Annotated in this window: 35 protein-coding genes, 3 tRNA genes and 2 pseudogenes; 32 read left to right on the top strand and 8 right to left on the bottom strand. The window is 55.6% G+C overall.

Annotated elements, in window-relative coordinates; translation table 11 throughout:
• Positions 1-110 precede the first annotated feature (110 nt).
• The 7 genes from BBOMB_RS05160 to BBOMB_RS05130 all read left to right on the top strand — a co-directional run bounded on the left by BBOMB_RS05160 (position 111) and on the right by BBOMB_RS05130 (position 4,984).
• Positions 111-653, top strand: a complete 543-nt coding sequence (locus BBOMB_RS05160) for a hypothetical protein (protein WP_044087976.1) — start codon at positions 111-113, stop codon at positions 651-653.
• A 92-nt stretch (positions 654-745) separates the two neighbouring features.
• Positions 746-1,324: a hypothetical protein gene (locus BBOMB_RS05155; protein WP_156097135.1), complete on the top strand. Its 579-nt coding sequence runs from the start codon at positions 746-748 to the stop codon at positions 1,322-1,324.
• On the top strand, positions 1,287-1,901 hold the full coding sequence (locus tag BBOMB_RS05150; protein ID WP_162176040.1) for a hypothetical protein: 615 nt from the start codon (positions 1,287-1,289) through the stop codon (positions 1,899-1,901). The genes BBOMB_RS05155 and BBOMB_RS05150 overlap by 38 nt, the downstream gene beginning before the upstream one ends.
• Positions 1,901-2,275 carry a hypothetical protein gene (locus BBOMB_RS05145; RefSeq protein WP_238549896.1) on the top strand — a complete coding sequence of 125 codons (375 nt, stop codon included), beginning with the start codon at positions 1,901-1,903 and terminating at the stop codon, positions 2,273-2,275. The genes BBOMB_RS05150 and BBOMB_RS05145 overlap by 1 nt, the downstream gene beginning before the upstream one ends.
• Before the next feature lie 25 nt (positions 2,276-2,300).
• Positions 2,301-3,041, top strand: a complete 741-nt coding sequence (locus BBOMB_RS05140; protein WP_044093286.1) for a hypothetical protein — start codon at positions 2,301-2,303, stop codon at positions 3,039-3,041.
• A gap of 2 nt (positions 3,042-3,043) precedes the next feature.
• Positions 3,044-3,898, top strand: a complete 855-nt coding sequence (locus tag BBOMB_RS05135) for a hypothetical protein (RefSeq protein WP_044093285.1) — start codon at positions 3,044-3,046, stop codon at positions 3,896-3,898.
• A 108-nt stretch (positions 3,899-4,006) separates the two neighbouring features.
• Positions 4,007-4,984 carry a hypothetical protein gene (locus tag BBOMB_RS05130; RefSeq protein WP_044088076.1) on the top strand — a complete coding sequence of 326 codons (978 nt, stop codon included), beginning with the start codon at positions 4,007-4,009 and terminating at the stop codon, positions 4,982-4,984.
• Between the two features lie 100 nt (positions 4,985-5,084).
• On the opposite strand, the gene BBOMB_RS05125 is transcribed toward BBOMB_RS05130, so the two are convergent.
• A complete protein-coding gene (locus BBOMB_RS05125) occupies positions 5,085-5,498 on the bottom strand; it encodes an OsmC family protein (protein WP_044088077.1) in 414 nt (137 codons plus the stop codon).
• A gap of 299 nt (positions 5,499-5,797) precedes the next feature.
• Between BBOMB_RS05125 and BBOMB_RS05120 the strand changes: the two genes are divergently transcribed.
• The 3 genes from BBOMB_RS05120 to BBOMB_RS05110 all read left to right on the top strand — a co-directional run bounded on the left by BBOMB_RS05120 (position 5,798) and on the right by BBOMB_RS05110 (position 8,276).
• Positions 5,798-6,667, top strand: a complete 870-nt coding sequence (locus BBOMB_RS05120) for a thymidylate synthase (RefSeq protein ID WP_044088078.1) — start codon at positions 5,798-5,800, stop codon at positions 6,665-6,667.
• A gap of 117 nt (positions 6,668-6,784) precedes the next feature.
• Positions 6,785-7,444, top strand: a complete 660-nt coding sequence (locus BBOMB_RS05115) for a dihydrofolate reductase (RefSeq protein ID WP_044088080.1) — start codon at positions 6,785-6,787, stop codon at positions 7,442-7,444.
• Positions 7,445-7,760: 316 nt separating this feature from the next.
• Complete coding sequence (locus BBOMB_RS05110; protein WP_044088081.1) at positions 7,761-8,276, top strand: low molecular weight protein-tyrosine-phosphatase; 516 nt, start codon at positions 7,761-7,763, stop codon at positions 8,274-8,276.
• A gap of 535 nt (positions 8,277-8,811) precedes the next feature.
• Here the strand turns inward: BBOMB_RS05110 and BBOMB_RS05105 are convergent.
• Together BBOMB_RS05105 and BBOMB_RS05100 are read right to left on the bottom strand one after the other, a co-directional pair.
• Positions 8,812-8,887, bottom strand: a tRNA-Phe gene (locus tag BBOMB_RS05105).
• A gap of 39 nt (positions 8,888-8,926) precedes the next feature.
• Positions 8,927-9,000 (bottom strand) — tRNA-Asp (locus BBOMB_RS05100).
• Positions 9,001-9,150: 150 nt separating this feature from the next.
• Here BBOMB_RS05100 and trmB point away from each other — a divergent pair.
• From trmB to BBOMB_RS05070, 5 genes are all read left to right on the top strand, one after another.
• A complete protein-coding gene (trmB, locus tag BBOMB_RS05095) occupies positions 9,151-10,179 on the top strand; it encodes a tRNA (guanosine(46)-N7)-methyltransferase TrmB (RefSeq protein WP_161787717.1) in 1,029 nt (342 codons plus the stop codon).
• Between the two features lie 449 nt (positions 10,180-10,628).
• Positions 10,629-10,700: transfer RNA gene (locus tag BBOMB_RS05085), tRNA-Glu, on the top strand.
• A 152-nt stretch (positions 10,701-10,852) separates the two neighbouring features.
• Positions 10,853-12,040, top strand: a complete 1,188-nt coding sequence (locus tag BBOMB_RS05080; RefSeq protein ID WP_052377501.1) for a tyrosine-type recombinase/integrase — start codon at positions 10,853-10,855, stop codon at positions 12,038-12,040.
• A 215-nt stretch (positions 12,041-12,255) separates the two neighbouring features.
• Entirely contained in the window at positions 12,256-12,786 is a 531-nt protein-coding gene (locus tag BBOMB_RS05075) for an ImmA/IrrE family metallo-endopeptidase (protein WP_052377500.1), read from the top strand.
• Between the two features lie 5 nt (positions 12,787-12,791).
• Complete coding sequence (locus BBOMB_RS05070) at positions 12,792-13,313, top strand: hypothetical protein (protein WP_044088131.1); 522 nt, start codon at positions 12,792-12,794, stop codon at positions 13,311-13,313.
• Positions 13,314-13,709: 396 nt separating this feature from the next.
• Here BBOMB_RS05070 and BBOMB_RS05065 read toward each other — a convergent pair whose 3' ends face one another.
• Together BBOMB_RS05065 and BBOMB_RS05060 are read right to left on the bottom strand one after the other, a co-directional pair.
• Entirely contained in the window at positions 13,710-14,060 is a 351-nt protein-coding gene (locus tag BBOMB_RS05065; RefSeq protein ID WP_044087928.1) for a hypothetical protein, read from the bottom strand.
• Between the two features lie 271 nt (positions 14,061-14,331).
• Positions 14,332-15,090, bottom strand: a complete 759-nt coding sequence (locus tag BBOMB_RS05060) for an HIRAN domain-containing protein (RefSeq protein WP_044087929.1) — start codon at positions 15,088-15,090, stop codon at positions 14,332-14,334.
• 508 nt (positions 15,091-15,598) lie between these two features.
• Here BBOMB_RS05060 and BBOMB_RS07890 point away from each other — a divergent pair.
• The gene (locus BBOMB_RS07890; RefSeq protein WP_238549895.1) at positions 15,599-16,774 is read left to right on the top strand and encodes a 3'-5' exonuclease; all 1,176 of its coding nucleotides are present in this window, start codon (positions 15,599-15,601) and stop codon (positions 16,772-16,774) included.
• On the opposite strand, the gene BBOMB_RS05050 is transcribed toward BBOMB_RS07890, so the two are convergent.
• Both BBOMB_RS05050 and BBOMB_RS05045 read right to left on the bottom strand, forming a co-directional pair.
• The gene (locus BBOMB_RS05050) at positions 16,771-17,082 is read right to left on the bottom strand and encodes a hypothetical protein (protein ID WP_238549894.1); all 312 of its coding nucleotides are present in this window, start codon (positions 17,080-17,082) and stop codon (positions 16,771-16,773) included. The genes BBOMB_RS07890 and BBOMB_RS05050 overlap by 4 nt on opposite strands.
• A 188-nt stretch (positions 17,083-17,270) precedes the next feature.
• Positions 17,271-17,666 (bottom strand): helix-turn-helix domain-containing protein, encoded by a 396-nt coding sequence (locus BBOMB_RS05045; protein WP_044093284.1) that lies wholly within the window; start codon positions 17,664-17,666, stop codon positions 17,271-17,273.
• Between the two features lie 95 nt (positions 17,667-17,761).
• Here BBOMB_RS05045 and BBOMB_RS08525 point away from each other — a divergent pair, with 95 nt between their 5' ends.
• Complete coding sequence (locus BBOMB_RS08525; RefSeq protein ID WP_081867308.1) at positions 17,762-18,019, top strand: helix-turn-helix domain-containing protein; 258 nt, start codon at positions 17,762-17,764, stop codon at positions 18,017-18,019.
• A gap of 456 nt (positions 18,020-18,475) precedes the next feature.
• Here the strand turns inward: BBOMB_RS08525 and BBOMB_RS05040 are convergent, their stop codons facing one another.
• Positions 18,476-19,006, bottom strand: a complete 531-nt coding sequence (locus BBOMB_RS05040; RefSeq protein WP_044087931.1) for a bZIP transcription factor — start codon at positions 19,004-19,006, stop codon at positions 18,476-18,478.
• A 70-nt stretch (positions 19,007-19,076) separates the two neighbouring features.
• Here BBOMB_RS05040 and BBOMB_RS05035 point away from each other — a divergent pair, with 70 nt between their 5' ends.
• The 15 genes and pseudogenes from BBOMB_RS05035 to BBOMB_RS04975 all read left to right on the top strand — a co-directional run bounded on the left by BBOMB_RS05035 (position 19,077) and on the right by BBOMB_RS04975 (position 25,818).
• A complete protein-coding gene (locus BBOMB_RS05035; RefSeq protein ID WP_152570174.1) occupies positions 19,077-19,358 on the top strand; it encodes a hypothetical protein in 282 nt (93 codons plus the stop codon).
• A gap of 6 nt (positions 19,359-19,364) precedes the next feature.
• Positions 19,365-19,598: a hypothetical protein gene (locus BBOMB_RS05030; RefSeq protein ID WP_044087933.1), complete on the top strand. Its 234-nt coding sequence runs from the start codon at positions 19,365-19,367 to the stop codon at positions 19,596-19,598.
• A pseudogene (locus BBOMB_RS07650) lies at positions 19,583-19,723 on the top strand (DivIVA domain-containing protein); the annotation flags it as partial. The gene BBOMB_RS05030 and the pseudogene BBOMB_RS07650, both read left to right, overlap by 16 nt.
• Positions 19,724-19,745: 22 nt before the next feature.
• Positions 19,746-20,111 (top strand): hypothetical protein, encoded by a 366-nt coding sequence (locus BBOMB_RS07645; protein ID WP_238549893.1) that lies wholly within the window; start codon positions 19,746-19,748, stop codon positions 20,109-20,111.
• Complete coding sequence (locus BBOMB_RS05020) at positions 20,101-20,301, top strand: hypothetical protein (RefSeq protein WP_044087935.1); 201 nt, start codon at positions 20,101-20,103, stop codon at positions 20,299-20,301. Before BBOMB_RS07645 ends, BBOMB_RS05020 begins: the two co-directional genes overlap by 11 nt.
• Positions 20,294-20,545, top strand: a complete 252-nt coding sequence (locus BBOMB_RS05015) for a hypothetical protein (RefSeq protein WP_152570176.1) — start codon at positions 20,294-20,296, stop codon at positions 20,543-20,545. Before BBOMB_RS05020 ends, BBOMB_RS05015 begins: the two co-directional genes overlap by 8 nt.
• A complete protein-coding gene (locus tag BBOMB_RS05010; RefSeq protein WP_044087937.1) occupies positions 20,545-21,000 on the top strand; it encodes a RusA family crossover junction endodeoxyribonuclease in 456 nt (151 codons plus the stop codon). The genes BBOMB_RS05015 and BBOMB_RS05010 overlap by 1 nt, the downstream gene beginning before the upstream one ends.
• Positions 21,001-21,165: 165 nt before the next feature.
• On the top strand, positions 21,166-22,119 hold the full coding sequence (locus tag BBOMB_RS05005) for a YqaJ viral recombinase family nuclease (protein WP_052377497.1): 954 nt from the start codon (positions 21,166-21,168) through the stop codon (positions 22,117-22,119).
• Positions 22,079-23,047 (top strand): recombinase RecT, encoded by a 969-nt coding sequence (locus BBOMB_RS05000; protein ID WP_081867306.1) that lies wholly within the window; start codon positions 22,079-22,081, stop codon positions 23,045-23,047. Before BBOMB_RS05005 ends, BBOMB_RS05000 begins: the two co-directional genes overlap by 41 nt.
• Positions 23,047-23,547 (top strand): annotated as a pseudogene (locus BBOMB_RS04995) (single-stranded DNA-binding protein); the annotation flags it as partial. The gene BBOMB_RS05000 and the pseudogene BBOMB_RS04995, both read left to right, overlap by 1 nt.
• A gap of 20 nt (positions 23,548-23,567) precedes the next feature.
• Positions 23,568-23,735, top strand: a complete 168-nt coding sequence (locus tag BBOMB_RS08085) for a hypothetical protein (protein WP_156097133.1) — start codon at positions 23,568-23,570, stop codon at positions 23,733-23,735.
• Complete coding sequence (locus BBOMB_RS04990; RefSeq protein ID WP_152570177.1) at positions 23,722-24,024, top strand: hypothetical protein; 303 nt, start codon at positions 23,722-23,724, stop codon at positions 24,022-24,024. The genes BBOMB_RS08085 and BBOMB_RS04990 overlap by 14 nt, the downstream gene beginning before the upstream one ends.
• On the top strand, positions 24,021-25,025 hold the full coding sequence (locus tag BBOMB_RS07640; protein ID WP_052377496.1) for a hypothetical protein: 1,005 nt from the start codon (positions 24,021-24,023) through the stop codon (positions 25,023-25,025). The genes BBOMB_RS04990 and BBOMB_RS07640 overlap by 4 nt, the downstream gene beginning before the upstream one ends.
• Before the next feature lie 67 nt (positions 25,026-25,092).
• The gene (locus tag BBOMB_RS04980; protein ID WP_044087940.1) at positions 25,093-25,500 is read left to right on the top strand and encodes a hypothetical protein; all 408 of its coding nucleotides are present in this window, start codon (positions 25,093-25,095) and stop codon (positions 25,498-25,500) included.
• An 87-nt stretch (positions 25,501-25,587) separates the two neighbouring features.
• Positions 25,588-25,818 (top strand): hypothetical protein, encoded by a 231-nt coding sequence (locus tag BBOMB_RS04975; RefSeq protein WP_044093283.1) that lies wholly within the window; start codon positions 25,588-25,590, stop codon positions 25,816-25,818.
• The last annotated feature ends 128 nt before the right edge of the window (positions 25,819-25,946 follow it).

Here is a 25,946-nt window from a genome sequence, read left to right as displayed (position 1 = left end):
AGCATGGCGCCCAGGCAGGACGGTTCGGAGTTCACGCGGTATTTCAGAGACGCAAGAGATGCCATTGGTCGTTGGTTTTAGTCATGTAACCGTTTAGAAGGAGGTTGGCTGTGTCTCTCTATCGTCTGTTTGGTGTTCCAAACCCTGATATGTCTCGTCTGTTGCGATTTTCCGATGAGGATGCGCAGGGTCGGTTGTTGAATGACGCTGGTTCGCAGGGGGCTGGTTTTCAGGGTGCTGGTGTCCCTCAAAGGTCTTATCGTCGCAGTCTCAAGAACCGAGGGCTGTTTTGTTTCGCTATAGCATTGGTGTTCGCCGTTGTTGGTGCCGTGTGTATTCTGCCTGTGTTTGGCTTCGCGCGTCGGTACATGTGGTTCGGTGTTGGTCTGTTTTGTATGGCGCTCATGTTCTTTTTCATGGGCGTGGTCACGGTTCGATTGGCCGACGATCTTTCCATGCGGACGTTCCAAGCGTTCTGGTTCGTAACGATGTTCACCAAGGTGCTTCCCCTTGTGCTGGGACTGGCAATTTGGAGGCAGTCCAAGTATCATGATGTAGCAAGCCTGCTGTTGTGCCTGCTGTTCTTTTTGCCGAATTTTGTTTCCAGATTCGTTCAAGACCATATCGTTGACGTCAATAGCGACGAGGAGTAGTCCGTTTCTGCGGCGGCTTGGCGATGTGCGGGTGTGGCTGCCGGTGATGGTGGCCGCTGAGGGATTGATGGAGGTTATGCTGGTAAATGGATATGGGATTGGATTCTGAGTCTCGTGTTGCCGATGGGGCGGTGACGCTGGATGGTGATTTGTCTGTTGCCGCTGATGAGGCGAATCGTGAATTTGATGTGTTTTATGAGCGTGGCCTTTTCGCTAGTGTCGGTGATGCGAGGGTGTTGGCCGGCCCGTTTGACGTGAGGTTGGACTACGGGGCGTTCCGTTCCGCCTTCCATGTCGCTAGTGATCTGTACTGGCGTAAGAGTGGTTTGGTATTCGTAGTTTTATGCTGGTGGTTGGTTCCGGTTTTTCTTTTCGATTTGGATTCGTTGAGGGGCGAGTCCTTTGGGTCCAAGGTGGCTGTGTTTTCCTTTTTGGCGATGCTGGCGATTGCCGTGTGGTTTGTGTTGCGGCCTCCCTCGATGTTGGGCCTCAGGGATAGTAAAGCGGCGCGCGATTTCTTCTGTATCCATGGGGCTGATATGGAGGCCTGGAACCCGGGCCCGAAGAAGTGGTACAACGATCCGGCTGACCATTCGATGTCGGTGCGGGTGCAGGTGCGTGTCACGGAGTTGGGTGTGGAGGAGCTTGCGGGGGGACGGGAGCCTGATTAGGATTCCGTTCACGCAGATGCGCCGTTGGCCGAGCATGATGCGTGGCTTGATGTCGTTCGTTGCAGCGAACAAGGACAGTGATTCGTTGCATCTTTCTGATGGGGATGACGCTTATATGTATCATAGGATCTGGGATGGCCGTGGCGTGTTCGTCCCGTTGTCGTCGTTGGATCGTCCTTGGGTGTTGTGGCGTGAATGCTATGGGAGGATACGCGAGGCTCGTAGGAGGGCGAGGCGTTCGCGTCGTTGGAAGCGCCTGTCTCGTGTCGTGCTGTTTCCCAGGGGTGTGCGTGATCGGTGGTCGGATCGTTCCGAGGCGCTGGTCGTGCAGGATGGTTGTTGGGAGCTGGCCGCTGACGTGTTCAATCTTGTGCGGCAGCATCGGGATGGTGATGTGTCGTTCCTTGATGAGTTGAGTGGTGGTAAGGAGTTTTCCTCTGATTCGATTGGTGGTGTTCTGCGCGATCTTATCTTGGTGTCCGGTGCCGACGGCGGTGCGCAGATGCTGCCGGGTGCTAATCATAGAGTATCCCATGCTAGCGGGCAGGAAACATACCAAGGGCCGAAGGGGAAATGATGGTGGGTGGTGATTTGTCTGTTGCCGCTGATGAGGCGAATCGTGAGTTTGATGTGTTTTATGAGCGTGGTCTTTCCGCTCGTGTCGGTGATCCGAGGGTGTTGGCCGGCCCGTTTGACGTGAGGCTGGACTACAGGGTGTTCCGTGGTTTTTATCATGTCGTGAACGACTTGTATTTGCGTAAGGCCTGCTTTTTGTTTGTGGCGCTGAATTGGTGGATAGTAACTTTCTTGTTTCATTTGGATTTTCTGGAATATGAGTCTTTTGGGGGCCGGCTTAGTATTTTTGCGTTTTTCGCCGCTTTTTGTGCTTATGGCGTGGTGGTTGGTGTTGCCTCCTTTGCCTCCGTTGAACCGCGATGCAATAGCTCGTGAGTATTTTGTTAAGCATGGGGTTGATATGGGGGCGTGGAATCCGGGGCCGGTAAAGTGGTTCGGTGATCCGGCGGATTGCTCGATGTCGGTGCAGGTGCAGGTGCGTGTCACGGAGTTGGGTGTGGAGGAGCTTGCGAGGGATGGGAGCCTGATCAGGATTCCGTTCACGCAGATGCGCCGTTGGCCGAGCATGATGCATGGCTTGATGACGTTCGTCACGGCGAACAAGGATCGTGACTCGTTGAAGCTTTCCCATGGGAGTATGGCCTATCTGGATCGCATAGGGAATTATGATGGTTTGTCCATTCCGTTGTCGTCGTTGGATCGGCCTTGGGTGTTGTGGCGTGAATGCTATGGCAGGATTCGTCAGGCTCGTAGGAGGGCGAGGCGTTCGCGTCGTTGGAAGCGTTTGTCTCGTGTCGTGCTGTTTCCCAGGGGTGTGCGTGATCGGTGGTCCGATCGTTCCGATGCGTTGGTCGTGCAGGATGGTTGTTGGGAGCTGGCCGCTGACGTGTTCAATCTTGTGCAGCTGCATCGGGATGGTGATGTGTCGTTCCTTGACGAGTTGAGTGGTGGTCAGTTGGCCTCTGATTCGGTTGGTGGCATCCTGCGTGATCTTATCTTGGAGACCGGTGGTAATGATGGTGCTGCTGCCGGTGCGAATGGTGTAAATGGTGCCGCGGGTGTTGCGGGTGCGGTCGGTGCTGCAGCTCCTGCCGCTGCTGGCAGTGGTACGGTGTTTCCCAATTCGGTTTCATGGAGGTGACTATGGGAAGCGATGACGTGAGTGTGGGTAGAGCCTCTTCTGAGGCTGGGCTGTCCGCTGGTCCGGCTGATGCTGGTTCGGCTGAGGGTGGTCCGGTGCGTGCCGTGTTCGATTTCACGTTGGATCCCTCGATGTGGGAGGACCTGTTGTACGGGTCGACCGCGTACGGGCGCGCGAAGCGGCTGCAGTTCCAGGGTTTCACCGCTTTTCTCGGTGGATTGATACTGCTTTCCCTTTTTTCGTTTTACCGTGATGGGTTCGATGGCGAGGGAGTGAAGTACTTCTGGCTCTTTCTTGTTCTCATCTTATCGGTTGCGTTGTTTGGTTTTCCGTTGTGGCCGTCGTGCTGGTGGGAACTTGGGATTGCTTGGAATTCGTGGCCGCAGTGGTTTGATTTTCCTGGTTGGTCGGGGCCGGAGGGTCGTGAGGCGGTTCGTCAGTTCAATGTCAAGGAGTATGGTCCGCGTTGGCTTTCGCGTGCGAGGTTGTTGGTCGATGAGTCGGGTGTGGAGTTGTTGGTGTCGGTGCGTGGGGAGGTGAACGCGGTGCGTTCGGCGTGGGCCGACCTGGATTGCGTGCGTGTTACGCCTCGTTCGGTGGTGTTGTCTCCTTCTGCCCGGTATGGGTGGAGTATGGATCTGTTGGCGTATGTGCCGTTCGCTGGCGTGGCCGGTGTGGCGCCGGGCGCGGTCGTGGTCGATCGTCGTGTGCTGTCTGATGTGGATGGGTTCGTGGCGTTCGCGCGTGCTCGTATGGCGCTGGCGAAGCGCGGGGGTGTTGCAGGAGCGGTATGCGGGTTCCGGTGGCGGCCGTCGTCGTTGGTGGGACCGGTTCATGGCGTGGTTGTGGCAGGATGACCGGTTGAGTTGGAGGTATGAGAGGAGGGTGATGCCGAAGCTCTTCTGATGTACGGCGCTTGGCGTCGTTCGTCGTGTTGTTCGTTGTGTTTGTTGTGGGAGGTTGTTATGAGTCAGGGTGTGGCCGCCGGGTTCACTCCGGGTTGGTCGGCGGGTTCGTTGGCTTCGGTGGGGTTTGATTCCGCCCAGTTGTATTCGTTGATCGGGGGGCCTGATTATCTGAGGTTCCTGGTGCCGTTTCGGGTGTTGCCGTTCGGTTATGTGGGTGAGGATTCGTCGTTGTGGCGGATGCGTCAGGAGTTGTCGTTCGCGTTTGCGGGCATGGGGTTGACGGATGGCGAGGGCGTGCCGTGCGCGTCGTTGGCTTCGGTCGTGGCTCCGGTGCGTGACTGTGCGTTCGCTGTTGCCGATGGTGTGATGCCTTCGGCTTCCGGTGGGGATGATTCGCGTTCGTATGCGATGTATTTCGGTGCTGGTGGCGCCACGTTCTGCCGGTTCGCGCAGGGGCAGGAGTCGCGTGAGGTGTTCAATCTGGTGGGGGCGGGTCCCAGTTCTGGCTGGGAGGGCGCGTTCGCTTCGTGCAGCGGGTTGGCGGGTGTGTTCCGTCTTGCCGGCCGTGGGTTGTATGTGCGGTGCGCCGATGAGTCGCAGGAGGGCATGCTTGCGGGTGTGGGTTCGGGCAATGTGGATGCGGCGCGTGCCTTGGCTGCGGCCGGTGGGGTCGATCCGGCGCCGTTGGTGGATCTGGCTCGGGGTATCGATGAGGAGCGTTATCACATGCTTGCGGTGCAGGGTGTGGATTACCGGCGTACCCGGCTGGCTACGATTTCGCAGGCGCGTGATGTTCGTGTCGGCCCGCAGCCTTGGGTGTTCTCGTTCCTGGTGCCTGAGGTGGGTGTGGTGATGCGTTCGGTGTATGAGGCCAATCCCGATCCTGATCTTTCGGTGTGGGATGAGAGGCGGACGGTGTCGTCGTATATGGATATCGAGTTCGTGGCCGGGGGTAGTTTGTTGGAGCGTCTTACCGGTGTGTCTCGTGACCAGTGGGGGGCGTGCATGCAGACCAGGACCATCTCAAAGGAGTGAACCACAATGACAACAGATGAAGTTATGCGATGGTTCGAGTACTGATGGCACAAAGCTGAACCGATGATCGTGTCGGCCTGACATTCAACCGATTGTGGTCTTACTTACGTATGTTCACGTCCATGCGCACAGGTGTAGCCTGCTCATACGTATGCTTTACCGTGCAGGACTTGGCGATGTGGCGTTTGATGCGTTCCTTGAGCTTGTCAACGTCTTGGTCGCTGAGTTCGGCGCCCGACGCGTCCACTTCCAGCTGCTCGTCGAAGCTCGTATAGGCGTCATCGTCATCATCGTAGGTGCCGCTCACCACGATTTTTGCGCCTTTGCCCTTTCCCAGCGTATTTTCGATGGCGAATTGGCTTGAGAGTGCTCCGCATGCGGCCAAGGCGATTTTCATCAAATCGCCGGGATTGAACAGCCCGTCTTCGTGGCCGAATTTCAGGTGCGCACCCTCATCGCTGTATGCGTCCCATGAGCCGTCGTCATTGCGCTCCACCCATAGTCTCTTAGCCATATCGTCTCCTTGAAATATTTGGCTTGATTCTGTTCCCTGCATAACTCTATCGCGCAGCGTAGGCGGGTTCAACCGGTAAAAGGACCTTCGCCGGCACCTTTTTCAACGAGCATATTGCCCATCTATCTGGCATGGCATTGACCGCCAGTGCCAGCGCAAACGGCAGAAAACCCTCCTTTCGGGTCAGTATCAGGCTGCGCAGATGCCCGCACAATGTCACTGTGGGTGGCAGGTAGTGGGTGGTATCTCGATTCGTCCAAAAGCACATCGGTACATGACCGATTGCTAGAATGAAGCGTATGTTGACACCAGAACAGCTTGAGGGCATCCGAGCCCGAATACCTGCACGTCCTGAAACCGACGTTCCCATGCCGTACGAGGATCTCGTCCGTAGGATTCTCACGCAGGGAACGCTCAAGGGAGACCGCACGGGTACGGGCACCATTTCGCTTTTCGGGCAGCAGATGCGCTTCGATTTGAAGGACTCCTTCCCGTTGCTCACCACCAAGCGTGTGTTTTTCAAGGGCATAGCCTATGAGCTGCTGTGGTTCCTCCAAGGGTCCAGTAACGTTCGCTGGTTGCAGGAGCACAATGTGCACATTTGGGATGAGTGGGCTGATTCCGACGGCAACCTTGGTCCGGTCTACGGCGTGCAGTGGCGCAGCTGGCCGGCACCCACGCCCGATGATCCGCATCGCACCGTCGATCAGATCGCCAATGTGTTGAATCTCATCAAGACGAAGCCGGATTCGCGCCGCATGATCGTCACTGCATGGAACCCTGCCGAGGTCGATCAGATGGCGCTGCCGCCCTGCCATGCGCTCTTCCAGTTCTATGTGGCGGATGGTCGCCTGTCCTGTCAGTTGTATCAGCGTTCTTGCGACATGTTCCTCGGCGTGCCTTTCAACATCGCTTCATACTCGCTTCTGACGCTCATGATGGCGCAGCAGGCGGGGCTTGAACCCGGCGAATTCGTATGGACCGGGGGCGATTGCCATGTGTACGACAACCACATCGAGCAGGTGCTTGAACAGCTGAGCCGCAAGCCCTATCCGTACCCGCAGATGCGCATCCACAAGGCCGATTCCATCTTCGACTACGCTTACGAGGATTTCGAGATTGTGGGCTACCAGTGCCATCCCGCCATCAAGGCACCCGTTGCGGTCTGAAAAGTCTCGCGCATGAGTTGGGATTACGTTGTGAGACAAGGCTTTTCACAAACTCTTGATGTAGTCTGCTCGCTTTTGTAGAATATATTCCGTTTGCACTCTCAAGGAGAATAAGAAATGGAGCATGACAGTAGCCGCAGTGGCTATCACGAACCCGAGCCCGGACTTGCCGGGCTTGAAGAGGACGAGGATTGGGGAGACGACGAAGTCAAGACCTTCTCGGTGAACCTCATTTGGGCTTGTGCCCAAGAAGACAATGGTCAATATGGTGCGTTGGGGTTGGATGGCGGCATTCCCTGGCATCTGGGCGATGACATGCGCCGTTTCAAAGAGCTGACCGTTTCGCACCCCGTCATCATGGGTCGCAGGACGTGGGATTCGTTGGATCCCAAGTTCAGGCCTCTTTCGAATCGGGATAACATCGTCGTCTCGCACAACTGTGATTTTAAGGCCGACGGTGCCACAGTGGTCTCCAGCATCGACGAGGCGCTTGATTTCGCACGGCAGGAGGCCATACCGGATGATGGGCTTGATCGCAGCGAAATCTGGGTCATCGGGGGGGCGCAGATTTTTAAGGCTGCCATGCCGTATGCCAGCAAGGCCTACGTCACCTACATACAAAAGAAGGTGAATGCCGACACATCCGCTCCCGATATGGAGTCCTTAGTGCGTCTTGGTGATTGGCGTGTGGAAAGCGCCGGCCAATGGACTGCTCCGAGTAAACCTGAGGACGGCATTGAGGCATACCGCTTCGTGGAATACGTCAGGAATTCGTGACGTATCGGTGTTGGTCGGGAGACCGATGCCAGCCAAAGCGAAGTCGTAAAGCAACGGAGGCAGGCGCGGAATCGTGCCTGCAATTGCGAATCGTCCGACGAACGGTCGATGCGCCGATTGAACCCGATTGATCCTTTGGGAGTCGGCCCACGCGGTTGCCGTGAGGCATGCCGATTGGCTTCATGCAGGGCAGCTTCATATGAGGCTGCTTCGTACAGGGCTGCTTCATGAAAGGTAGCCAGAATATGGTGGGTCCGAAAAAGGCAGGCGGCGCTCTTGATGGTCATTCCAGGTCGGGCGGCGCGGAAAGGGAATCATGAACGAACATAAACCATACACGGTCATGACGGTGTGCACGGGCAACATATGCCGCTCGCCGATGGCTGAGATCATCCTGCGTACCAGATTCGAGGAGCGCGGTCTCGGCAGCGCAGTCCGTGTGGAATCAAGTGGCGTGAGCGACGAGGAATACGGCAACCCCATCGACCGTAGGGCTGTGCGCGTGCTGCGCGACAGGGGGTATGAGTTGCCCCACCGCCATTTTGCCCATCGCATCACGCCTGAGGAGATTGAGGAAACCGACCTTTTTCTTCCCATGACCGCATCGCATATGCGATCATTGTTGAGGCAGCTTCCTGAGTCCAAGAGGAGCGAGGTTCATCTGTACCGTAGCTTCGACCCGAAGCTGCGCAAACCGATGCCCGGCCACGAATCAGACATAGACCTTGTGGATCCGTGGTATGGCGGTCCGGAGGATTTCGAAGTGGCTATCGACCAGATTGATGGTGTGGCTCCGTATATCGTGGACTGGGTGGAAGAGCGGCTGAAGTAGCGGCATGGCCGGGGCGCCTTCATGTTGTGATAGCGTTCGCGGCTGTGTCAGACATGGAAACGAGCTTGAATCGGAATCGTGACTGGGATTCTGAATCTGAGACCGAGCTGTAGCCCTAGCCAGAGCAACAGTTCGAGCTGGATTTGACTCTGAATCTGTGATTTGGGCCGGGTTCAGGCTTGTGGTCATGGCTTTGCTCGACACTGAATTGCATGTCGGACGAGGGAACGCAGAGCATGAAGCGGCGCCTATAATCCCTTAAATTCTTTCCCTGATCCCGATTTTCTGGTTTCGTTCTTTCGTTTTTGCCTGTTGCCGTATTCAAGGCGGAGAGATACGCAATGAATACGAGTGGTGTGTGCCGTCGGACATGCGGATGCGGTGAACCTTGTGCGGTACATCAGGAGGCGATGCTCGGCATATGAGCATTGGGTGCCAAGAATGGTCACGGCTTTGTGCGTAGAGGTGATGATGAGCAGCATATTGGGAATACAGAGCCATCCGGCATACAATAAAGGATGGCTGCAAAAGAGAATGGTGGCTCCGAGCGGCATCGATCCGCTGACCTAACGATTTTCAGTCGTTCGCTCTACCAACTGAGCTACAGAGCCATAGAAGAGCCCGCCCTAAAATCGAACGTGAACTTCAAGCGACTCCGGCCGGACTTGAACCGGTGACCTCCGCCGTGACAGGGCGGCGCTCTAACCAACTGAGCTACGGAGCCGTGATTGCTTCATCAAACAACCGAGTTAAAATTCTACTTGGTAAACACGGCTCGCGCAAATTATGCCTGTGTCCGCGTGTCGCTAAACTGGACGATATGTGTGAAAGCGATGAGAAACAAGGCTGCAACGAGCCTGATCATGAGTTGGATATGAACCATCGAAAGGGTATCGAGCTCGATGAGTCGTGCGCCACGGACGTTGTCGGTGGCAAGGGTTCGTTGTCTCATTGCGAGAAGGTGACACAAGACGGCATGAGACATCGAGCGGTACTTTCGTTCGTGCGCCGCAAAGGGCATTTGGACGATAGGCTCAAGCGTGCATGGAGCCGTTATGCCTCTGATTTCTTGCTGGATGCCAATGCCGAAACGACTGCGTCTGGCCCGGTTTCCAAGGTGGCCGTGGCCGGTGCCGGGTCCGACATGATGAGCGTGGCCGCTGGGCTTTCAGGTGAGATGGAAACCACTGTCGAGATGGGTGAGGAGGAGACAGGTGAGGGTGCGAGGGGTGCCGGTCGGTCGTTGAACGTACGCTCCGGATTCGCTTTAGATCAAAACTATGTGCGTCGGGTATGGGGTAACTGCAACCCGCTCATCGTCGAAATAGGCACAGGCCAGGGAGAAAACGTCGTTGCCGCCGCCCAGGCACGGCCCGAGTGCAATTTCCTTGCGGTGGAGGTCTATGATCCGGGAGTGGCCCATACCATGCTTCTGGCTGGTAAAGCCGGGTTGACGAACCTGCGTATCGCACAGGTCAATGCTCCCGAGCTGATTGATTGCTTCGAAGCCGGTGTGGTGAATGAATTCTGGACGTTTTTTCCTGATCCGTGGCCGAAGATGCGCCATCATAAGCGGCGCATAGTGCAGCCGGCGTTGGCGCAGAGCGTACATCGGGCGCTTAAGACCGGTGGTTTGTGGAGACTTGCAACCGACATTGAGGACTATGCGTTGCATGTTCACGAAGTGATGGATGTGCGGTCCGATTTCGAGAACATGGGAGACATTACGGCTTCTTTGCCCACTGGTCATGTGGGCAAGGGCACGTCCTCAAAGGCCGCAGATCTGCCGCACAGCCGATTCGTTGAATCGCAGCGTTTCGAAGGCCGGGTGCTTACCAATTTCGAAAGGAAAGGCTTGAAGGCAGATCGGGTGATACATGATTTCACCTACCGTGCGCGGTGAATCCCGCTTCCGCTCCTCTGTACCCCGCGTCTGTCCCAGCCGTTACTCGGCCGTTCGCTGATATCCGTCGTGCCGCATGTTGAGGCTCGTTGGATTTCGATGCCCTTGCTTACTTCATGAAAGAGGTCTCATCTGCGCGGTTCCTCCGTTCCTCGGTTCCTACGTTCCCCGTCGCGCGAAATCCGACACTGGCATCGACGGGTGATCTGGCATCGACGGGTGATCTGGTCAGGAATCACGTTCCCTCATACACGTTCCTTCGTTTCTTCGTCCCTCGTCGTGCGGAATCCGAGATGTGGCGGCGGTAGGGAACAGTCGTCCTCATTGTCGGTGTTATGTAGGGATTTTAAGTATGGCGTTCGCATCGATCAGGGCTTCGTACGGGGTTCCTGTTGCAACATGCCGACTTGCTTCGGTCTGTGCCATACCTTATGATGATTAGGTTGTTAGCCCCCTTCGTCTAACGGTTAGGACACCAGACTTTCAATCTGACAACGAGAGTCCGACTCTCTCAGGGGGTACCCACCAAAACAGCCAAAGACGGCTGAAAATCAACGATTAACGGCAATACAAGCACGATGTGAAATTTCCGAAATACGGCTCGTTATTGCTGATTAGAGCTAAGATAGTACACACTATAGTACACACCTATACAACACCCGGGAACACCGATATGACAGTCAAACGCAGACGCACCAAAGGCAGCGGCGGAATCAGCAAGCCCAAAAGCAACGGGCTCTACGAATACTCGATGGAGCTACCGCCAGACCCCGCGACGGGCAAACGACGCAGGCTCGTCGTACGCGCTAAAGACCAGCGCGTGGCCAAAGCCCGGTTCGAAACCCGCAAGAAAGAGTACGAACGCACCGGAAAAACAGGCGGCAGCCACACACCGGAACTACGGGACTGGATAGACCGCTGGCTCAACGAGATCATGCGCCCCCAGCTCAAACCACGAACACTGGAGACCTATAGGTCGATAGCCGACAGCTGCGTCAACCCCGCAGTCGGGGGAGTCAGACTCGACAAAATAGGCCCGCAGCATTTCCGACTCCTTGAGGAGTACGTCACATCCGACGACCCCACAACCGGCCGCAGGGCCCGCAGCAGCAGCATGGCCCTGCACGCCTACCAGCTACTGTCTAAAGCGCTCAAGGATGCCGTGGCCGAAGGACTCATCGACTCCAATCCGGCCGACCGTACCCCACGACCCAGAGTCACCCAACAGCAGGTGGACATCCTCACCCCCGCCCAAGCAGCCCGAATGATCGGCATGGAGACTGACCCCATGAACCAACTCATGTGGCGCATCGCATTCCTGACAGGCCTGCGCCAAGGCGAACGGCTCGGCATAACACCATCCGAACTGATCCAAGTCGACGACGTGACCTGCCTGAGCATCAACTGGCAGCTCCAACGCATCAAAGACGCCGACTTCCCAGCAGGCGTCGAACACCGCGATCTCGGCGGGGACGAATACCTCATACGCCCCAAAACCAAATCAGGCCACAGACTCATCCCACTGACACCCGAACTCGCCACAGCGCTCGCGGCTTGGGTGGAGGAGTGCGGAGCCGGTCCCGACGATCTCATCTTCACCACAAACGGGAGACCGATATCGCCTATGGGTGATACGAGGCGTTGGAGGCAGGCGTTGGAGCGTGCAGGTCTGCCGCGGGTGCGCGTGCATTCTGCCAGGCACACCATGGCCACCATGCTCACCGAGGCGGGAGTGGACGAGCAGACCCGCATCCTGCTCATGGGCCACACCAAGGCATCAACCACGGCGGGTTATACGCACCTCAACGCGCACGACCTGCTCGGAGCTGTCACTTCTGCGGACAGGATGATACGGGCTTGAATGGTGTTGTTCGCATCGGTGACGGGGCGAAAAAACAGAATCGTGCTCGGACTGGAAAACTGCAGGCTTGAAAAGATTGGTATCGACAAAATTCCGGCATTGTGTTACATTTGCTTAACGTTTTTGTATTACTTTTAATAGCAAGACTAGGAAGATGTTTTTTTATGACAGTAATTGACTTATTGCCATAAGTTAGTCGATAGAGGAGGTGCACGATGACAGACAAAATCAAAGTTGATAATACTGGTTCACCAGCTGCTGCAGCCACCGATACGTTGCTCAAAACCGTAGGCACTGCCGATGGGAGAGTTAACCTCCCGATTAATCTGTCAGATATATCCCGCCTGCTTGGTATTAAGATGGAATCGATGATACTTGACAAGGACAAAGCCGGAATCCTTGTCAAGCCGGAAAATGATGATTTTCACGCTGTAGCCAATATAACAGATGGATTACAGCGACAGCGTTTCACTTACGCACACGAGATTGGACACTATATCCACAAGTATCAGGACTTCCCGCGGGAAAAACCTGCAGGGGAAGTTGAGGAACGCGATGAACTGTCTTCACAGGGAATTGACCCGGAAGAGATATGGGCCAATAAATTCGCTGCTGCCTTACTTATGCCTGCTGCGATTGTGCGTCAGTTCTGGGCAGAGGATAAATCCGTCAGTGAGATGGCGAACATTTTCGCGGTATCAAAGAGTGCGATGAATGTCCGTGTCGCTACTTTGGGATTGATGTAACGTCCATGTCGAGCGCACCGGATTCGTCACAGCGGAAAGACGAAGAGACTGAAGCTGCCCTTAATCTTTATAATGACAGTCATGTAATTCAAGACAATGTTAACATAGGGGAATGCGCTACTACTTCCGATACAAAGTCTTTGGCGAATTCCGCAGACGAGAATGAGAGCAAGGGTGACGAACCCAATGCGGTACGTGCTGATTTACAGAATAAACGTTATGAGGATGAGACTGGCACTAGGAAGATGTTCTCTAAGACAGCTCTGTCTATTGTCCGCGCTCAGCTTGCAGCGACGGATCTTGTGATTATCGCATATTCCGGTTTTGCTCTGTGGAATTATCATAAATTGGATGTGCAGATAATCGTTGCGTGGATGGTTTTCGGTTTAGCCAATATTATCGGGATTCTCTGGGTCATAACACGTAACCTCTTCCCGTTTAGGGACGCGAATAGAGATAAAAAATCGGAGAAAGAGTATAAGGAGTTTTTACACGAGATATTTTTATCCCTCGTTCGTAAAAGCTAATTGGAACAGTGAGCAATAAGCTCCCGCCGAAGCATGGTTGTTTACGGTCCAGACTTTGAACTGATGTGTAGACGGTGATGAGGCCGTCTTGATTCATAGCTGTACCTATTATGCATCCGGATATATCATTTCTATCAATGAAAAATGACGATTACGCAGGAGCCTACTGTTTTTCGTTGGAAATGTTAGGGTTTAAACACGAATCACATCGTCTGAACGGCATGTCGGCGCATTTAGTCTTATTGAAATAGCAACGTTTCCGAAAAACAATGGAACAAGTTATAACAGCAATACTGTGCCTTATATCAGTGCCACGGCGTTCGTAAGATGGTGACGCCAAGCTCGATGGGCACGATATGTGAAGGCCCCGCCGAAGCGAGGCCTTATTGTGGTGTGCTATTTGTCAACCGTGACGGTGAGGTATAGCTTATCGCTGTTTCCTGTTGCTTTAAAGACGAATCCGTTTTTGTGCAGGCTTTGAGAACTTTCTTGTGTTTTACTGAGATCGTCGGTTGATATGTTGAGTTGCTTGGTCAGGCAACGTGCACCTTGTAGAGATTCGGTGTCAAAGTCAGATAGGTAGGTAAGGCTTTTGTCTTTGGGATTGTATTCCATGACTTTCTCGCCCGCCTGTTTGTTGCATGTGGTGGCGGTGTCTTCGAGCTGCTTGCTCTTGCCGCCATCACCACAACCCGCGAAAGTGGTTAACAGTGCCGCACAGGCTAATGCAGCTATGGCTCGCTTCATGTTCTTCTCCTTTGTCTCTTGGCATCTCTGCCGAGACAAAGGATATCCCATCATGTTGATTTACGCGCTCACGAGTGAGTCCAAGCAGCTTTGCTGTAATGCATGTCCCTGACAGCACCACTCCTGCAGCAAGCTCTGATAATCACCAAGCACCTGCACGGTTACCCCGAGCTCGCGGGTTTGGATTTTGAAGTGCCCAACCGAAGTGGGGCTTTGTCGGCTGGAATCGTGTTTTGTCGTACATGGGTTATGGACCCCAGCGTGGCACAGGCTACGAAATCAGATTCGTGTTTGCCGGTACGCTGTTTTTTAGTATGGATTGCAGGGTGTTTTCCGGGGCGATGAGGATGGATGTGGGTGTGGAGTCCTGTCCCGATGGTGATCCGCTGGTGAAGATGGCCATGTATGGTGCTCCCTTGTCCAGTCTTTTGGACAGTCGTGCGGCATTCTGCTTATTGACGTATCCGACAATGCCTGCATTGGGGGCGAGGATGGCGATGGCGTTCCTGTCGTACTTGTTGCCAGGCTCTCTTCGTAGGATTGCCGGTCTCAAAGGTCTGGTATCCGCTCGGAGGAAAGCCGCATCATAGTATGAAGTCCCCCTGAGTGTACCTGTGAAAATCCCCAGCTTATATATCTGTCCGCTTGCCCTGCATGGCAGCAGGCCGTTCGGCGCTTCCAACACAAGCTGACCATTGTACAAGCCAAGCTTCAGGTTCGTGTTGCCTTGGCTGTCGACGGTCACCAGATCAAGCTGATGCTCCGGGGGAAGGAAGAATTGACTGTATATCGGAGCATACGCTGTCTGATCCTTGATGGGCTTGCCTCTTAAAGGGTCATGGGGATGCTCAGTGGTCTGCAAGAACACGGTGGTCTCTGGCCTCTGCCTAGTTTTTTGATCATCCCGATTACCTGGCGTCGTGCTTTCGCCGTTATCCTCTGCGACCCATTGGTATATGAGATAGACAAGTGCTACAAGCAGTGGGACCACGATGAACGAGATGAATAGCAGGCTAAGTAATCCCATCATGCGTCTTCCATATCAAGGGCTGTAATTAGATGATTCGACACCATCGTCTCGGTATATTTTTCCTGTGTCTGTCCTTCCTCCATGATTCTCCGTTTCTCCTTGCATGCGGGGATTACGGTGATGATTCTACCGTAATGTCGCCACCGAAAGTACGAGGTTGCGGTAGTCGCGTATGACGCCTTGAGTGACGTCCAGTTCTTCGGCGATATTGGTGATGTCGCCTTCATAGATGTTTTCGGCCGTGGCGTATGCGTTCTCGTCGATTAGAATGCATAGGATTTATGCGTATACTGTCATGTCGCTCATGGAGATGATCGTCCCGCCCGTCGACTGTATGCGTTTCCATGCTTTAGTGTATTTTTTGGTCTTATGAAGAAGGTCGGATACGCTGTCGTGGTCTTAGTGTTGCTGTGTCTGTTTTTCGTGCACCCTGTGGTCTGTTTGGTGGTGTTTGCGCTGCTGTGCTTTTTGGGTTGGATTCTGTCGAGGAACAGGAAAGGAGGTAAGGGTGTCCACTCCAGGACTGGGAAGGATATGGCGTGGACATGAGGATGAGAAAGACATATCGGGGACTGCCCCCTGTGCGGAGCCGCTCGTGCCGAAGGTACGGTCTGACAATGATGGACTGCCTTTGGATTATGTGGTCCTCGACACCGAGACCACAGGTCTGAATTCGGGGTCTGACAGAATCATAGAGATAGGTGCAGTGAAGGTACGTGGGCGCGTGGTGGTTGACCGCTTCTCTGTGTTGGTGAACCCGGGACGGCCGCTGAGCGGCAAGATTGTCGAACTGACCGGGATGACGGATTCAATGCTCGCTGATCAGCCACCCATCAAGGATGTGCTGCCCAAGTTCGTCAGGTGGATCGGCGATGACGTGCTCGTCGGGCATAATCTCAAATTCGATATGGGGTTCCTTGGTGAGGAGGCCGACAGGAATGGTATCGACTTCCCCGGGCCGGCCTGCATTGACACTTTGCAGATGAGCCGTGCCATGTTCCCCCAGGAACGCCATCACCGTCTCAAGGATCTCATCCAAAGATTCGGGATCGCTGACGCTGAGGAACACCGAGCCCTGTCCGACGCCATTCAGACTCAACAGTGCTTCGAATGGATGCGTCAATACGTGAGTCAGCTTGGCGGCACCTTCGCCACCCGAAAACAGGACAACACTTACACCTCTCGGATAACCAATACAACGCAAGCCGACAACACTCGGACAGCCGGCGAAACCCGCCATTTCGGCGGCCACGACCAGCACCGCGCCCGCAACCCACAGCCAATCGGAAAGTGCATCGTCGAAAACGACACCCCATGGCAAAGCGCCTACGTCTCCAAACCAGCAGAACACCAAAACCTGTTCACGCGCTTCCTACCAAACGACGAGATATGGGTCTCCCTTACCCACGGACGAATCCAAACCGGAAAATACAAAGGATACCCCACCATCGACGTCTGGATCGACGGCGAATTCGCAGGAAGTCTCACTGCAAACGAAACGGCAAAACACTACGACCACGTACCCGACGAAGGTGGTATCAGCTACGCCCACTTCAGAATCGACAAGAAAAGCGGTAACTACCAGCTGCGCGTCTCATTCCCATACTCCGACCACAAAACCGACCTCACCAAACTCCTTGAAAGACAACCAACAAGCCAACCACAAACACCAACAGAAGATTAAGCGTTCACGGATGCGTCCGCATAGCGTTGCTGCAATGAGTGACCCTGACAACACCATTCCCGCAACAGAGTTTGATAATCAGAGAGCACCTGTAGCGTGACACCAAGCTCGACGGACATAAGCCACTTATCACCCTCATACATCTGCTCAGCAGTACGGTAGCCCATCGGATCTATGAGAGCCAAGGCCGTCTCCCTCTGCGCTCGCAGCTCGTTGCGGACGCCGTTGCGCCCAGCGCAGCCGACATCGCGATATCGAGCGTGTATGAGCTCGTGCTGCAACGTGCAGAGAGTCTGCCGCTGACTCATGCGCTGGTCTAGGCATATGATGCGACGATCATCGTCGTAGATGCTTGGCAGCAGTGAGGTAATCTTGCCTCGTATACCTTTACGCCCATGCTTGCAGCCTCGTCGTAGAGGCTGTTGATGTCTGATACCAATTCACTCCGTTCTTATTAATGGCATTCGTTTTGGTGATTCCTTCGAAGTTGAGGGGGTCACTCGTCCGGCGTTTCCATCTCACGCTCTTTGTCCGGGTTGTTATTGGCAGCGAGCGTGATATCTCCACGGTTGGCCCTTGCCAACACATCAGCAAAATCATCGTCTTGTATTGGAGGCCAAGGGCCTAGCTCATCCTCGACCCGTTGTTGGGCACGATGAATAATGTCTTCGAGTTTTATTCCTATGAAATCACAGATTTGTACTGCCTCTGCTACTGGTATCGCTGGCTTTGAATTCAGCCAATTGGTCATAGTTGGGCGGGGGCGGCCTATGGCGTCGGCAACAGCGCCTTGAGTATATCCGCGAGCGCGAATTGCTCCTTTGAGTTCTGCGCCAATGTACTTTGAGCAGAGTTGTGACCGCTGGATTAGTAATTCAGTATCTGTGTTCATATCTATACTATACCTCTGGAAAAAATTAATGCAAGTAATCAAATCTATAACTTCTTGACTTGACATGTAATGAAAACATTACTAGAGTTAAAGTCATGATTACCAATACAAGCACAGATACTTGGCTAGGGCAGAAGGTTCAGTCAGTTATCGCTAGCTCTGGGATAAAGAAGACGGCGGTTGCTGAGAAGACCGGTATGCCATATTCCACACTCAATTCGAAATTGCGCGGTTATTCTTCATTTACATTTGATGACATCATTCGCATTGCGCAAGTACTCAAATGTGATCCATGTGTTTTTCTTCCACCATCATTCCGGCAATCAGGAATGGTGCAGAAGGTTGCGGCGTGAGGGGAGGCAATGGGATGAGTGTCGCGGATTGGATTACTTTGATCGCAAGTATCGTGACCGTTGTGTTTTCGACGGGAACGGTCGTGGTCCTTATCTCGTCTTGTGTTCGGGAGGCAAAGGCTCGGAGAAAGTCTTCCGCTCAGCGCCAGGAGAAAACGAGTAGGTGATGGAGACGCGACCAGAGTCTATTCCTCACCCCTTTGAAAAGAATCACATGTTCAGTACAAGTCAAACAAGGAATAATCATGAAAGACGATAACGATTTTAGCTTTACGCTTCGGGAATTACCGAAATCCAAGATGATGAACCTATCGGAACTGCTTGGGATTCGCCCGAATCATACTGCTTCGTTGGAATCTCACCCAATCGAGGTTCAGATTCATGACGGGCATGCATACATTTGGGTTACCCAGTTGTTCGAAGCAAATTCCGATGCGCTCACTGCGGCGCTTGTATCTACTGGTGAACATAAGGAGGCAGAGCCGTCCGAACCTTTTTGCGCTCATCGAAACCCTTCGGGAGCCAGGTAATGAGGACGCTGTCTGGGGCAGCGCTCGTCGCTGCGAGGTCAAAATCGAAGGTGCTAGCCGATCCGGGATCAATATTACCAAGTTCTATCTTGTCGGAATCATCGATGGAACCAGCAACAGGTTCGATGCGCACGTCTAACGCGGTATGGGTGTTGCCGTTCACAAGCTCGTATATAACCCCATTGGCTTGGTGCAGGTCCCATTTGGGCACTGCATCCTGGTCCATGGCGATACTGACCTGTTTTTTAAGAGCGGCGGCCTGTTCCCGCAACGCCTGCACTTGCTGGGACATATTCTCCAGATCTTCTGCTCGTTTCCTGGATTCCTGCGCGGCTGCGTCATTAATTTCCTCATCCCGTCTTTTCGATGACCGCCATGTGATAACCCATCCGACGACCGCAATGGCAATTGACACTAATCCACTGATGATGCTGGGAATGATAGCAGTAATGTCCATTTACTTCTCCTCTTTGATAAAGAAAAATGCCGCAGCTACCACTGCGGCGACGACAAAGAAAGGTGAATCAATGTCAAGTACAAGTATAACAGAAGAGCTGATTCTCAGGGAGAAATTGAAAGCGGCGAAGACCGAACGTTACGCACATACCGACTACTGGACCATCCCACAAGCCGCACTTGTGCTTAACCAGCCGGAAAAGCTCATACGCAAGGCGGTCAGATCGCATGACATACCGGTCGTATATCCGGACGGGACCCATACGCCCAAGATGCTCGCAGCAGCTGCACGCGGGTGGGCGAAAGACAATCTGCCAGCCGAACCCGGCATACCATACGGCTTCCAAGAGTGAGGCATCATGCAAGACAAGGAAAAGGATACGACCGTCTGGCTGCCTGTCGTCTGCCTGGTGGCCGGTGACCTCCTGCTGTTGGTGGCGTTTATACAGTGCTGCTGGCTGATTGCCGGACTCGCACATGGAGTGTTGTGTGTTACCAACCTGCTTTATGTCATCATCTGCGCTCCACTGGGGGTGCTGCTGCTGTCGGTGTGGGATCGATACGGGGAGGTACCCGCATGGTTGATCTACTGACACCAAAGGATATACGCGAGGCCACTTTCAACGAGGTAGGTCTGCTGCGCAAAGGGTATGACGAGGACGAGGTGGACGAGTTTTTGGACCAGTGCGCGATGACGATTACGGCGATTGCCAAAGAGCGCGAGGGATTGAGAGGAGATGATGACCGTGGAGCAGTTGACGATCGATGACATGCTGGCCGGACGGCTTGACGGTGTGTGCCCGGATGTGCGTGCCAAGCGGAGGCTCGCGTTGACCGCGATGCGCGATGTGTGTGGCGTTAACGGCAAGCCCGTGGAGGCTTGGCGTGTGTCCGAGTGCGCGCAGCGCATCCAGCATAAGCGCTACCCTGCTGCGGCTCCGATGGGTGAGAGTACGATCCGCACTCGGCTCAACGAGCTGTGCAAGCTCGGCTACGTGCGGGTGGCGGACAAGGACGGTCTGACCCGGTCGCACAACAAATGCGGGCGTTACGCGCTTACCAAGGCCGGCGTGGAGATGATGGCGAGGCTGTCCGATGACGAGTGATGTCAGGTCTAAGTTGCGTGTGATCGCGATCGGGCTGATGACGTGCCTGGCGCTAACCGGTCTGGTGCTGCTGCTGGCCGGAGCGCATGAGGCTGATGGCCGGCTGATATTAGCGGGTTATGTGTGCGTCATTGTGGCTTGTGTCGGTTTGAGTTGGATTTATGCCGGTGAGGAGGATGACGTTGACTGACGGTTTTATGCCACGCACGCCTTACCGGTGGCCGCTTACCGAGCTGGGACGGCTCATGCCCGCCCACGACCTGTTTATGGAGTTGGAGGAGACGATAAGCGTGTGCAACAACGACCGACGCTTCGACCGACTCCTGCTGCAGCCGGACATGTCCGACGTGACCATCGACCGGGAGCGGGGTGTGCTGACGGCGTTGTGTCAGTGGGCTCCCAAGAGCATGTTACGGGTTAAGGCGGTGGACTGATGGCCAGGTACAGACTGCTGGTCCCAGGCGAGCCCGTCGCCAAGGGACGACCGCAAGTCTATAAGGGACACGGAGTCACCCCAGCCAGGACCAGGACGGCCGAACGTCGCGTGGCGGACGAGTTCAAGAAGGCCTACCCTGACGCGACGCCGTTGGATGGGCCAGTGTGCGTCGATGCCGAGTTTTGGATGTCACACCAGGGTCGCCCCGACCTCGACAACCTCTACAAGCTGGTCACCGACGCACTCAACGGGCTCGCATACAAGGACGACTCTCAGATCGTTGATACCTGCATGTGCAAGATAACGCCGGACCAGCTGGTCCCTGGCGCTCGCAAGGGCAGTCTGCGCAAACGCAAGCCAGGCGACCAGTTGACCCATCACGGTATCGAGTACCGGCCGCACACGGTCGTCTGCATAAGCGACATGGATCCCGAGACTGGTGGTGACCTGTGACAGTGAGCGAGTATCTGCCGCACTGCAAGACGTGTGGCCCGCTGGCGGCACCCTGCGCATTGGAGGATGCGATCAGGGCATGCGAGGTGCATCACGCGGTCAAACCAGCGCATAAGACGAGCTGGGTCAAACTACCCACCGCATTGCCACGTAAAGGAGAGTGAGATGGATCATAGGATTTTGACAAGCAACCGAACCTATGAGGTGACCCGGTTCAAGGGTCGCACCAAGACAGAGCGTGAGGGCAAGTGGCTTGCTCATCGCAATGACGGCGTCGGCGGCAGTGACATGGCGGCGATCATGGGATTGAGTCCTTACAAGTCGCCGTACGCATTGTGGCTGGAGCGTACCGGTCGCTCTGATCCGGAGGACTTGAGCGGCAAGTGGGCCATCCAGCGGGGCAATGTGCTGGAGGGAGAGCTGCGCAAACGGTTCCGGCGTGAGCATCCCGAGTTGACTGTGGTAGGCGGTACGGACATGAGCCTGAGGAGCGTCGCGCATCCGTGCATGCAGGCCAGTCTGGACGGGTACATCTGGGATCCGGCGTCCAAGTCGTACGGGGTGTTGGAGATCAAGACCGCCAACGCGTATCGTGCCAAAGACTGGCAGGCCGACGACGGCAGTCTGCACGCCCCGGCCTACTATCTGGCGCAAGTCACGCACTACATGGCCGTGACCGGTTGGACGTGGGGCGTGTTCTACGCGGATCTTGGTTCGGGCGAGCCGGTCGAGGTGCGGTTCGAGCGCGACGAGCAGGATGTCGCCGCGGTCATCAAGGCCGCGGAGGAGTTCTGGGGTTACGTCCAACGCGATGAGCCGCCGGAACTGACCGGCAGCGATGTCGATGACGTGTACCCGCAGGATGACGGTCAGATCGAGCAAACCGACGACGAGGTCTTCCGCCGTGCGTGCGATGAGTATTTGTCGCGATCAAAGGAGCTGAGCAAAGCCAAGACGGCCAGAGACGAGGTTGCGGCCACGATCAAGACCCTCATCGGCGAACACCAGGGATTGTGCAACGACATGTACAAGGCCACGTACAAGACCTCGCACCACGCGCAGACCGTACGCAAGGCGTATGACAGCCGCACCCTGCGCATCACGACCATCAACCAATAAACACAAGACAAAGGAGATAATCATGGGGGAACTCACCCAGCAGACGCAGTCGCGAGGATTGCAGACCAAAAGCCCGACCGGCAAGCTCAAGACCATGCTCGAGAAAAGCTGGCCTCGCATCCAGGCGGTCATCGGCAACAACATGAGCGGTGAACGGCTCTACCAGCTGTGCGTCAGCACCATCAACAAAAACCCCAAACTGGCGGACTGCACGCCCGAAAGCGTGCTCTCCTGCTTCATGCAATGCTCCGCATTGGGGTTGGAACCCTCCGACGTGGACGGGTTGGGCAGAGCATACATCCTGCCCTACGGCAACGGCAGGAACGGCAGGACCCAGGCCACGTTCATCCTCGGCTATAAGGGCATCATCGACCTGGCACGCCGTAGCGGCCAGATCAAAAGCATCCACGCGCAAGCCGTGTACGAAGGGGACGATTTCGAATGCTGGGAGGACGAGACCGGACAGCATTTCAAATACCGTCAGAACCCCAATGCCTCGCATGAGCCGGGCAAGCTCACCGACGTGTTCGTCAACGCACAGCTGATGACGGGCGGGTTCGTTTTCGAGCACATGACCCGCAGCGAGGTGGACAGAATACGGGCGCGCAGCAAAGCCAGAAACAACGGTCCCTGGGCGTCGGACTACGAGGCGATGGCCAAGAAGACCGTCATCCGTCGAGTATTCCCGTACCTTCCGGTATCGGTCAACGCGCAGCAGGCCGTGAACGTGGACGAATCCACGCCCGACTACCGTGAAATCTTCCACCCGATCGTGGAACAGCCCTCCACGCCTACGGAATCCACGCAGATAGAAGGAGAGGTAGTGGAAGAAAACACGTCGGAAACCAAAGAAACCTTCCACTCCGATGACGGTGACAGTAGCGCGGACGAGCAGAACGACCCTTGGACCGGCAAGGAGGCCAAGTGATGGCTGGTGAGACGACGATAACGATCATTGGGAATCTGACAGCGGACCCGGAACTCAGGAACTTGCAAAACGGGAGCAGCGTGGCGAGTTTCACCATCGCTTCCACCCCGCGCATGTTCGACCGCAACACGAACCAGTGGGTGGATGGGCAGGCGTTGTTCATGCGCTGCTCGGCCTGGCGGGATTTGGCGGACCATTGTGCCAACAGCCTGACCAAGGGTATGCGCGTGATCGCCACGGGACGGTTGCAGCAGCGCTCATACCAGGCGAACGATGGCACGAACCGTACGGTCGTGGAGATGACGGTCGACGAGATCGGTCCGTCCCTGCGCTACGCGACGGCCCAAGTGCAGCGCATCCAGCATGGAGGCAACACCAACGGCGGCAATGGCGGATATCAGGGTGGCTCGTCGTGGGGTGCGTCCGGTGGCACCGGAGCGTATCAGGGCGGTTCGCAGGGCGCGAGTGGCTCGCAGGACACGGGTGACCCGTGGGGCTCCGACCCGGAGTTCTGACAGCCATGATGAGCCTGTATCACGACGAGATGCCGCCCGATGTCGATGAGGAGGCCTGCCCGATCTGTGGCAGGCCCTACATCGGGCGGCATGGCATGTGCCTGCGTGCGACGATGATCTGCGCGAGGAGCGCGACTACGACTACCAGAGAGACCAACAATGAGCATGTATAAAATCAATGGACTATACGTTACGAGGCGTACGAGGACCGTGCTCCTGAGATGGGTCGCACCCGACTCCAGCGGCTCCGATGCCGAGCTCGAATGGTACGAGCCCAGTCTCGTGCACCACGACCGCCCTTGGATGACCGACCAGGAGCTGCGAGCCAAATACGATGCCACCGAACTGCCATTGACCTACAGCGGTCCCGTGGACGAGACGACCCTCATGACCTGCCTCAACCCGGTAAGACGCGCCCTGCTCGCAGAGTGCCTCGACCAGATAGCGCGGGTACGACCATGACCGGCAAACGCAAACAAGGCGAGCGCGGCTACGCCAAACTGTACAACGACGGGTATGCCAACCCCAAGCTGCTGCACGCGATGGAGGACTACCCCCATGCGCTCAACGTGTGGTTCATGGCGATCATGTGGTGCTCCGACAAGCTCACCGACGGGCATGTGGATCATGACATCCTGCGCTACACGTTGAGGGCCACCGAGGAGGACATCACCGCTCTCGTGGACCTGCGTCTGCTTGACGAGACCGATGGCGGCTACCAGGTGCACGGCTATCTTGGCTATAACACCAGCCGCGAGCAGGTGGAGACGTCCATCGAACTCCGTAAGGAGCGTAACGCCCGCTATAAAGCCAAAAAAGACGAGGAGAAAACGTCCAAGGAAGCATCGTCGGAAGATGATGAGACCGTCTCGGAACCGTCTACCAAGCGTCTTAAGACCGTCTTAAGACGCGACGAAGACGCTGCGAAGACGCTTGGTAGACACCCCGAAGACGCACAACCAAGAACCAAGAACCAAGAACCAATATATATATCTACTGACGTAGATATATATAAACCCCCTTTAGCCCCCCAAGGGGGCGAAACCCCGAAAAAGAACCATCACTCTCGAGCACGCCACCCGCTACCGGACGATTGGAAGCCGAACCCTGAAGCCCGACAGTACGCAGCCGACCACAACATCGACCTGCCCCGCTCGGCCGACCGCTACCGCCTCTGGGCCAAGAGCGGAGGACACAAGCTCAAGGACTGGGACGCACGCTACCTGCTGTGGCTCAAAGACACCAAACCCGACAGCCGGACCGACAGAGGCCAGCCATCAGACAAACCCCACACCCACAGCTACGCCTGCGAGCACGTCCTAAGCCTGCTCAACCGACAGACGCCCGACACCGACGACCTCGCCGTCAACCTCGCCATCCTGCTCAACCAGGGCATGGACGGACAGACGGCACTGGGCAGGCTGGGCCTGCATGACGGGACGGACGGTTGGGAGGCAGCATGATGAACGGGAGCGGTAAAGGATCATCCAAAACAGGACGGACATTCAACGAAACGACAAAGGAGCAATCATGAAACAGCTGACGATCGTCACGGCCAAGATCGAACCCGGCATCTACAGGCGGATCGAGCAGGGCACGAAACACTACGAGGTACGGACCGAACCCATCAACGGCGACGTGATCCGCTACATCGACGCGCAAACCGGCAGCACGCTCGGTAATTGGAAACTCGAAGGCGTCAACACGACGGAACCGCTGACCCCAACAGACGGCATCGGGTCCGTCCACAAGCTCGAGGCGTGGAAGGTCGACGAGCAGCACGAGAAGATCATGGCGCTCGCTGACATCAACCGCGCCGAGTTCGTCCGGCTGTTCGGAGGAATTGACTATGTATGTCTGCGGCGTATCGGCAGGCCGTTGCCGGATGGATTGGACGCGCTGATGGGGGCGCTGGACGATGAGCAAACGCAGAAGTGAGCCGACCCGTGCGGTGTGCGACACGGTGGACATGCGCGAATACAAGCTCGGCGGGCATGACGGGCCGGACGACGGTTGGGAGGAGGCATGAGTGCGAGCGCATGGGATTGGGATTTCATTCGGGCCTGTCGGGACGGTGAGGCGGACCTCAGTAAGGAGCCGCCGCTCTCCAAAGCGGAACGGCAACACCGAACCTATCTGAGAATCATCGCCAAAGACCCGGATTACTACACCAGACGACGTAGGGCCGAACGCAAGGCACGCAGACAAGCAAAGGAGACAAAAATGTGTAAAAAAAATATCGGAAATGAATCTTGAAGAAATGCTGAATGCCGCCAAAGTTAACGACATGTCGGCTGTAGATTTGGCGAGGTCTGGGATCGGTGTCAGTGATCTGGCGCTTGTCAGTATCGCTCACAGCTTGGAGCGGATAGCCGATAGTTATG

The organism is Bifidobacterium bombi DSM 19703 (assembly GCF_000737845.1).
Lineage (GTDB): Bacteria > Actinomycetota > Actinomycetes > Actinomycetales > Bifidobacteriaceae > Bifidobacterium > Bifidobacterium bombi.
This window is presented reverse-complemented; position numbering and strand designations above follow the sequence as displayed.

Bases quoted from the DNA above. Each gene is read 5' to 3' on its own strand.
- BBOMB_RS05065 (WP_044087928.1), bottom strand. From the start codon at position 14,060: ATGAAGCGAGCCATAGCTGCATTAGCCTGTGCGGCACTGTTAACCACT.
- BBOMB_RS05125 (WP_044088077.1), bottom strand. From the start codon at position 5,498: ATGGCTAAGAGACTATGGGTGGAGCGCAATGACGACGGCTCATGGGAC.
- BBOMB_RS05070 (WP_044088131.1), top strand. From the start codon at position 12,792: ATGTCGAGCGCACCGGATTCGTCACAGCGGAAAGACGAAGAGACTGAA.
- BBOMB_RS04980 (WP_044087940.1), top strand. From the start codon at position 25,093: ATGAAACAGCTGACGATCGTCACGGCCAAGATCGAACCCGGCATCTAC.
- BBOMB_RS08525 (WP_081867308.1), top strand. From the start codon at position 17,762: ATGATTACCAATACAAGCACAGATACTTGGCTAGGGCAGAAGGTTCAG.
- BBOMB_RS05050 (WP_238549894.1), bottom strand. From the start codon at position 17,082: ATGAGTCAGCGGCAGACTCTCTGCACGTTGCAGCACGAGCTCATACAC.
- BBOMB_RS07645 (WP_238549893.1), top strand. From the start codon at position 19,746: ATGACCGTGGAGCAGTTGACGATCGATGACATGCTGGCCGGACGGCTT.
- BBOMB_RS05115 (WP_044088080.1), top strand. From the start codon at position 6,785: ATGGAGCATGACAGTAGCCGCAGTGGCTATCACGAACCCGAGCCCGGA.
- BBOMB_RS05045 (WP_044093284.1), bottom strand. From the start codon at position 17,666: ATGAACACAGATACTGAATTACTAATCCAGCGGTCACAACTCTGCTCA.
- BBOMB_RS05135 (WP_044093285.1), top strand. From the start codon at position 3,044: ATGGGAAGCGATGACGTGAGTGTGGGTAGAGCCTCTTCTGAGGCTGGG.
- BBOMB_RS05140 (WP_044093286.1), top strand. From the start codon at position 2,301: ATGGGGGCGTGGAATCCGGGGCCGGTAAAGTGGTTCGGTGATCCGGCG.
- BBOMB_RS05155 (WP_156097135.1), top strand. From the start codon at position 746: ATGGGATTGGATTCTGAGTCTCGTGTTGCCGATGGGGCGGTGACGCTG.
- BBOMB_RS05145 (WP_238549896.1), top strand. From the start codon at position 1,901: ATGGTGGGTGGTGATTTGTCTGTTGCCGCTGATGAGGCGAATCGTGAG.
- BBOMB_RS05130 (WP_044088076.1), top strand. From the start codon at position 4,007: ATGAGTCAGGGTGTGGCCGCCGGGTTCACTCCGGGTTGGTCGGCGGGT.
- trmB (WP_161787717.1), top strand. From the start codon at position 9,151: ATGAACCATCGAAAGGGTATCGAGCTCGATGAGTCGTGCGCCACGGAC.
- BBOMB_RS05120 (WP_044088078.1), top strand. From the start codon at position 5,798: ATGTTGACACCAGAACAGCTTGAGGGCATCCGAGCCCGAATACCTGCA.
- BBOMB_RS05030 (WP_044087933.1), top strand. From the start codon at position 19,365: ATGCAAGACAAGGAAAAGGATACGACCGTCTGGCTGCCTGTCGTCTGC.
- BBOMB_RS05110 (WP_044088081.1), top strand. From the start codon at position 7,761: ATGAACGAACATAAACCATACACGGTCATGACGGTGTGCACGGGCAAC.
- BBOMB_RS05060 (WP_044087929.1), bottom strand. From the start codon at position 15,090: ATGATGGGATTACTTAGCCTGCTATTCATCTCGTTCATCGTGGTCCCA.
- BBOMB_RS05075 (WP_052377500.1), top strand. From the start codon at position 12,256: ATGACAGACAAAATCAAAGTTGATAATACTGGTTCACCAGCTGCTGCA.
- BBOMB_RS08085 (WP_156097133.1), top strand. From the start codon at position 23,568: ATGATGAGCCTGTATCACGACGAGATGCCGCCCGATGTCGATGAGGAG.
- BBOMB_RS05035 (WP_152570174.1), top strand. From the start codon at position 19,077: ATGTCAAGTACAAGTATAACAGAAGAGCTGATTCTCAGGGAGAAATTG.
- BBOMB_RS05040 (WP_044087931.1), bottom strand. From the start codon at position 19,006: ATGGACATTACTGCTATCATTCCCAGCATCATCAGTGGATTAGTGTCA.
- BBOMB_RS07640 (WP_052377496.1), top strand. From the start codon at position 24,021: ATGACCGGCAAACGCAAACAAGGCGAGCGCGGCTACGCCAAACTGTAC.
- BBOMB_RS05080 (WP_052377501.1), top strand. From the start codon at position 10,853: ATGACAGTCAAACGCAGACGCACCAAAGGCAGCGGCGGAATCAGCAAG.
- BBOMB_RS05010 (WP_044087937.1), top strand. From the start codon at position 20,545: ATGGCCAGGTACAGACTGCTGGTCCCAGGCGAGCCCGTCGCCAAGGGA.
- BBOMB_RS05000 (WP_081867306.1), top strand. From the start codon at position 22,079: ATGACAGCCGCACCCTGCGCATCACGACCATCAACCAATAAACACAAG.
- BBOMB_RS05005 (WP_052377497.1), top strand. From the start codon at position 21,166: ATGGATCATAGGATTTTGACAAGCAACCGAACCTATGAGGTGACCCGG.
- BBOMB_RS04975 (WP_044093283.1), top strand. From the start codon at position 25,588: ATGAGTGCGAGCGCATGGGATTGGGATTTCATTCGGGCCTGTCGGGAC.
- BBOMB_RS05020 (WP_044087935.1), top strand. From the start codon at position 20,101: ATGACGAGTGATGTCAGGTCTAAGTTGCGTGTGATCGCGATCGGGCTG.
- BBOMB_RS04990 (WP_152570177.1), top strand. From the start codon at position 23,722: ATGAGCATGTATAAAATCAATGGACTATACGTTACGAGGCGTACGAGG.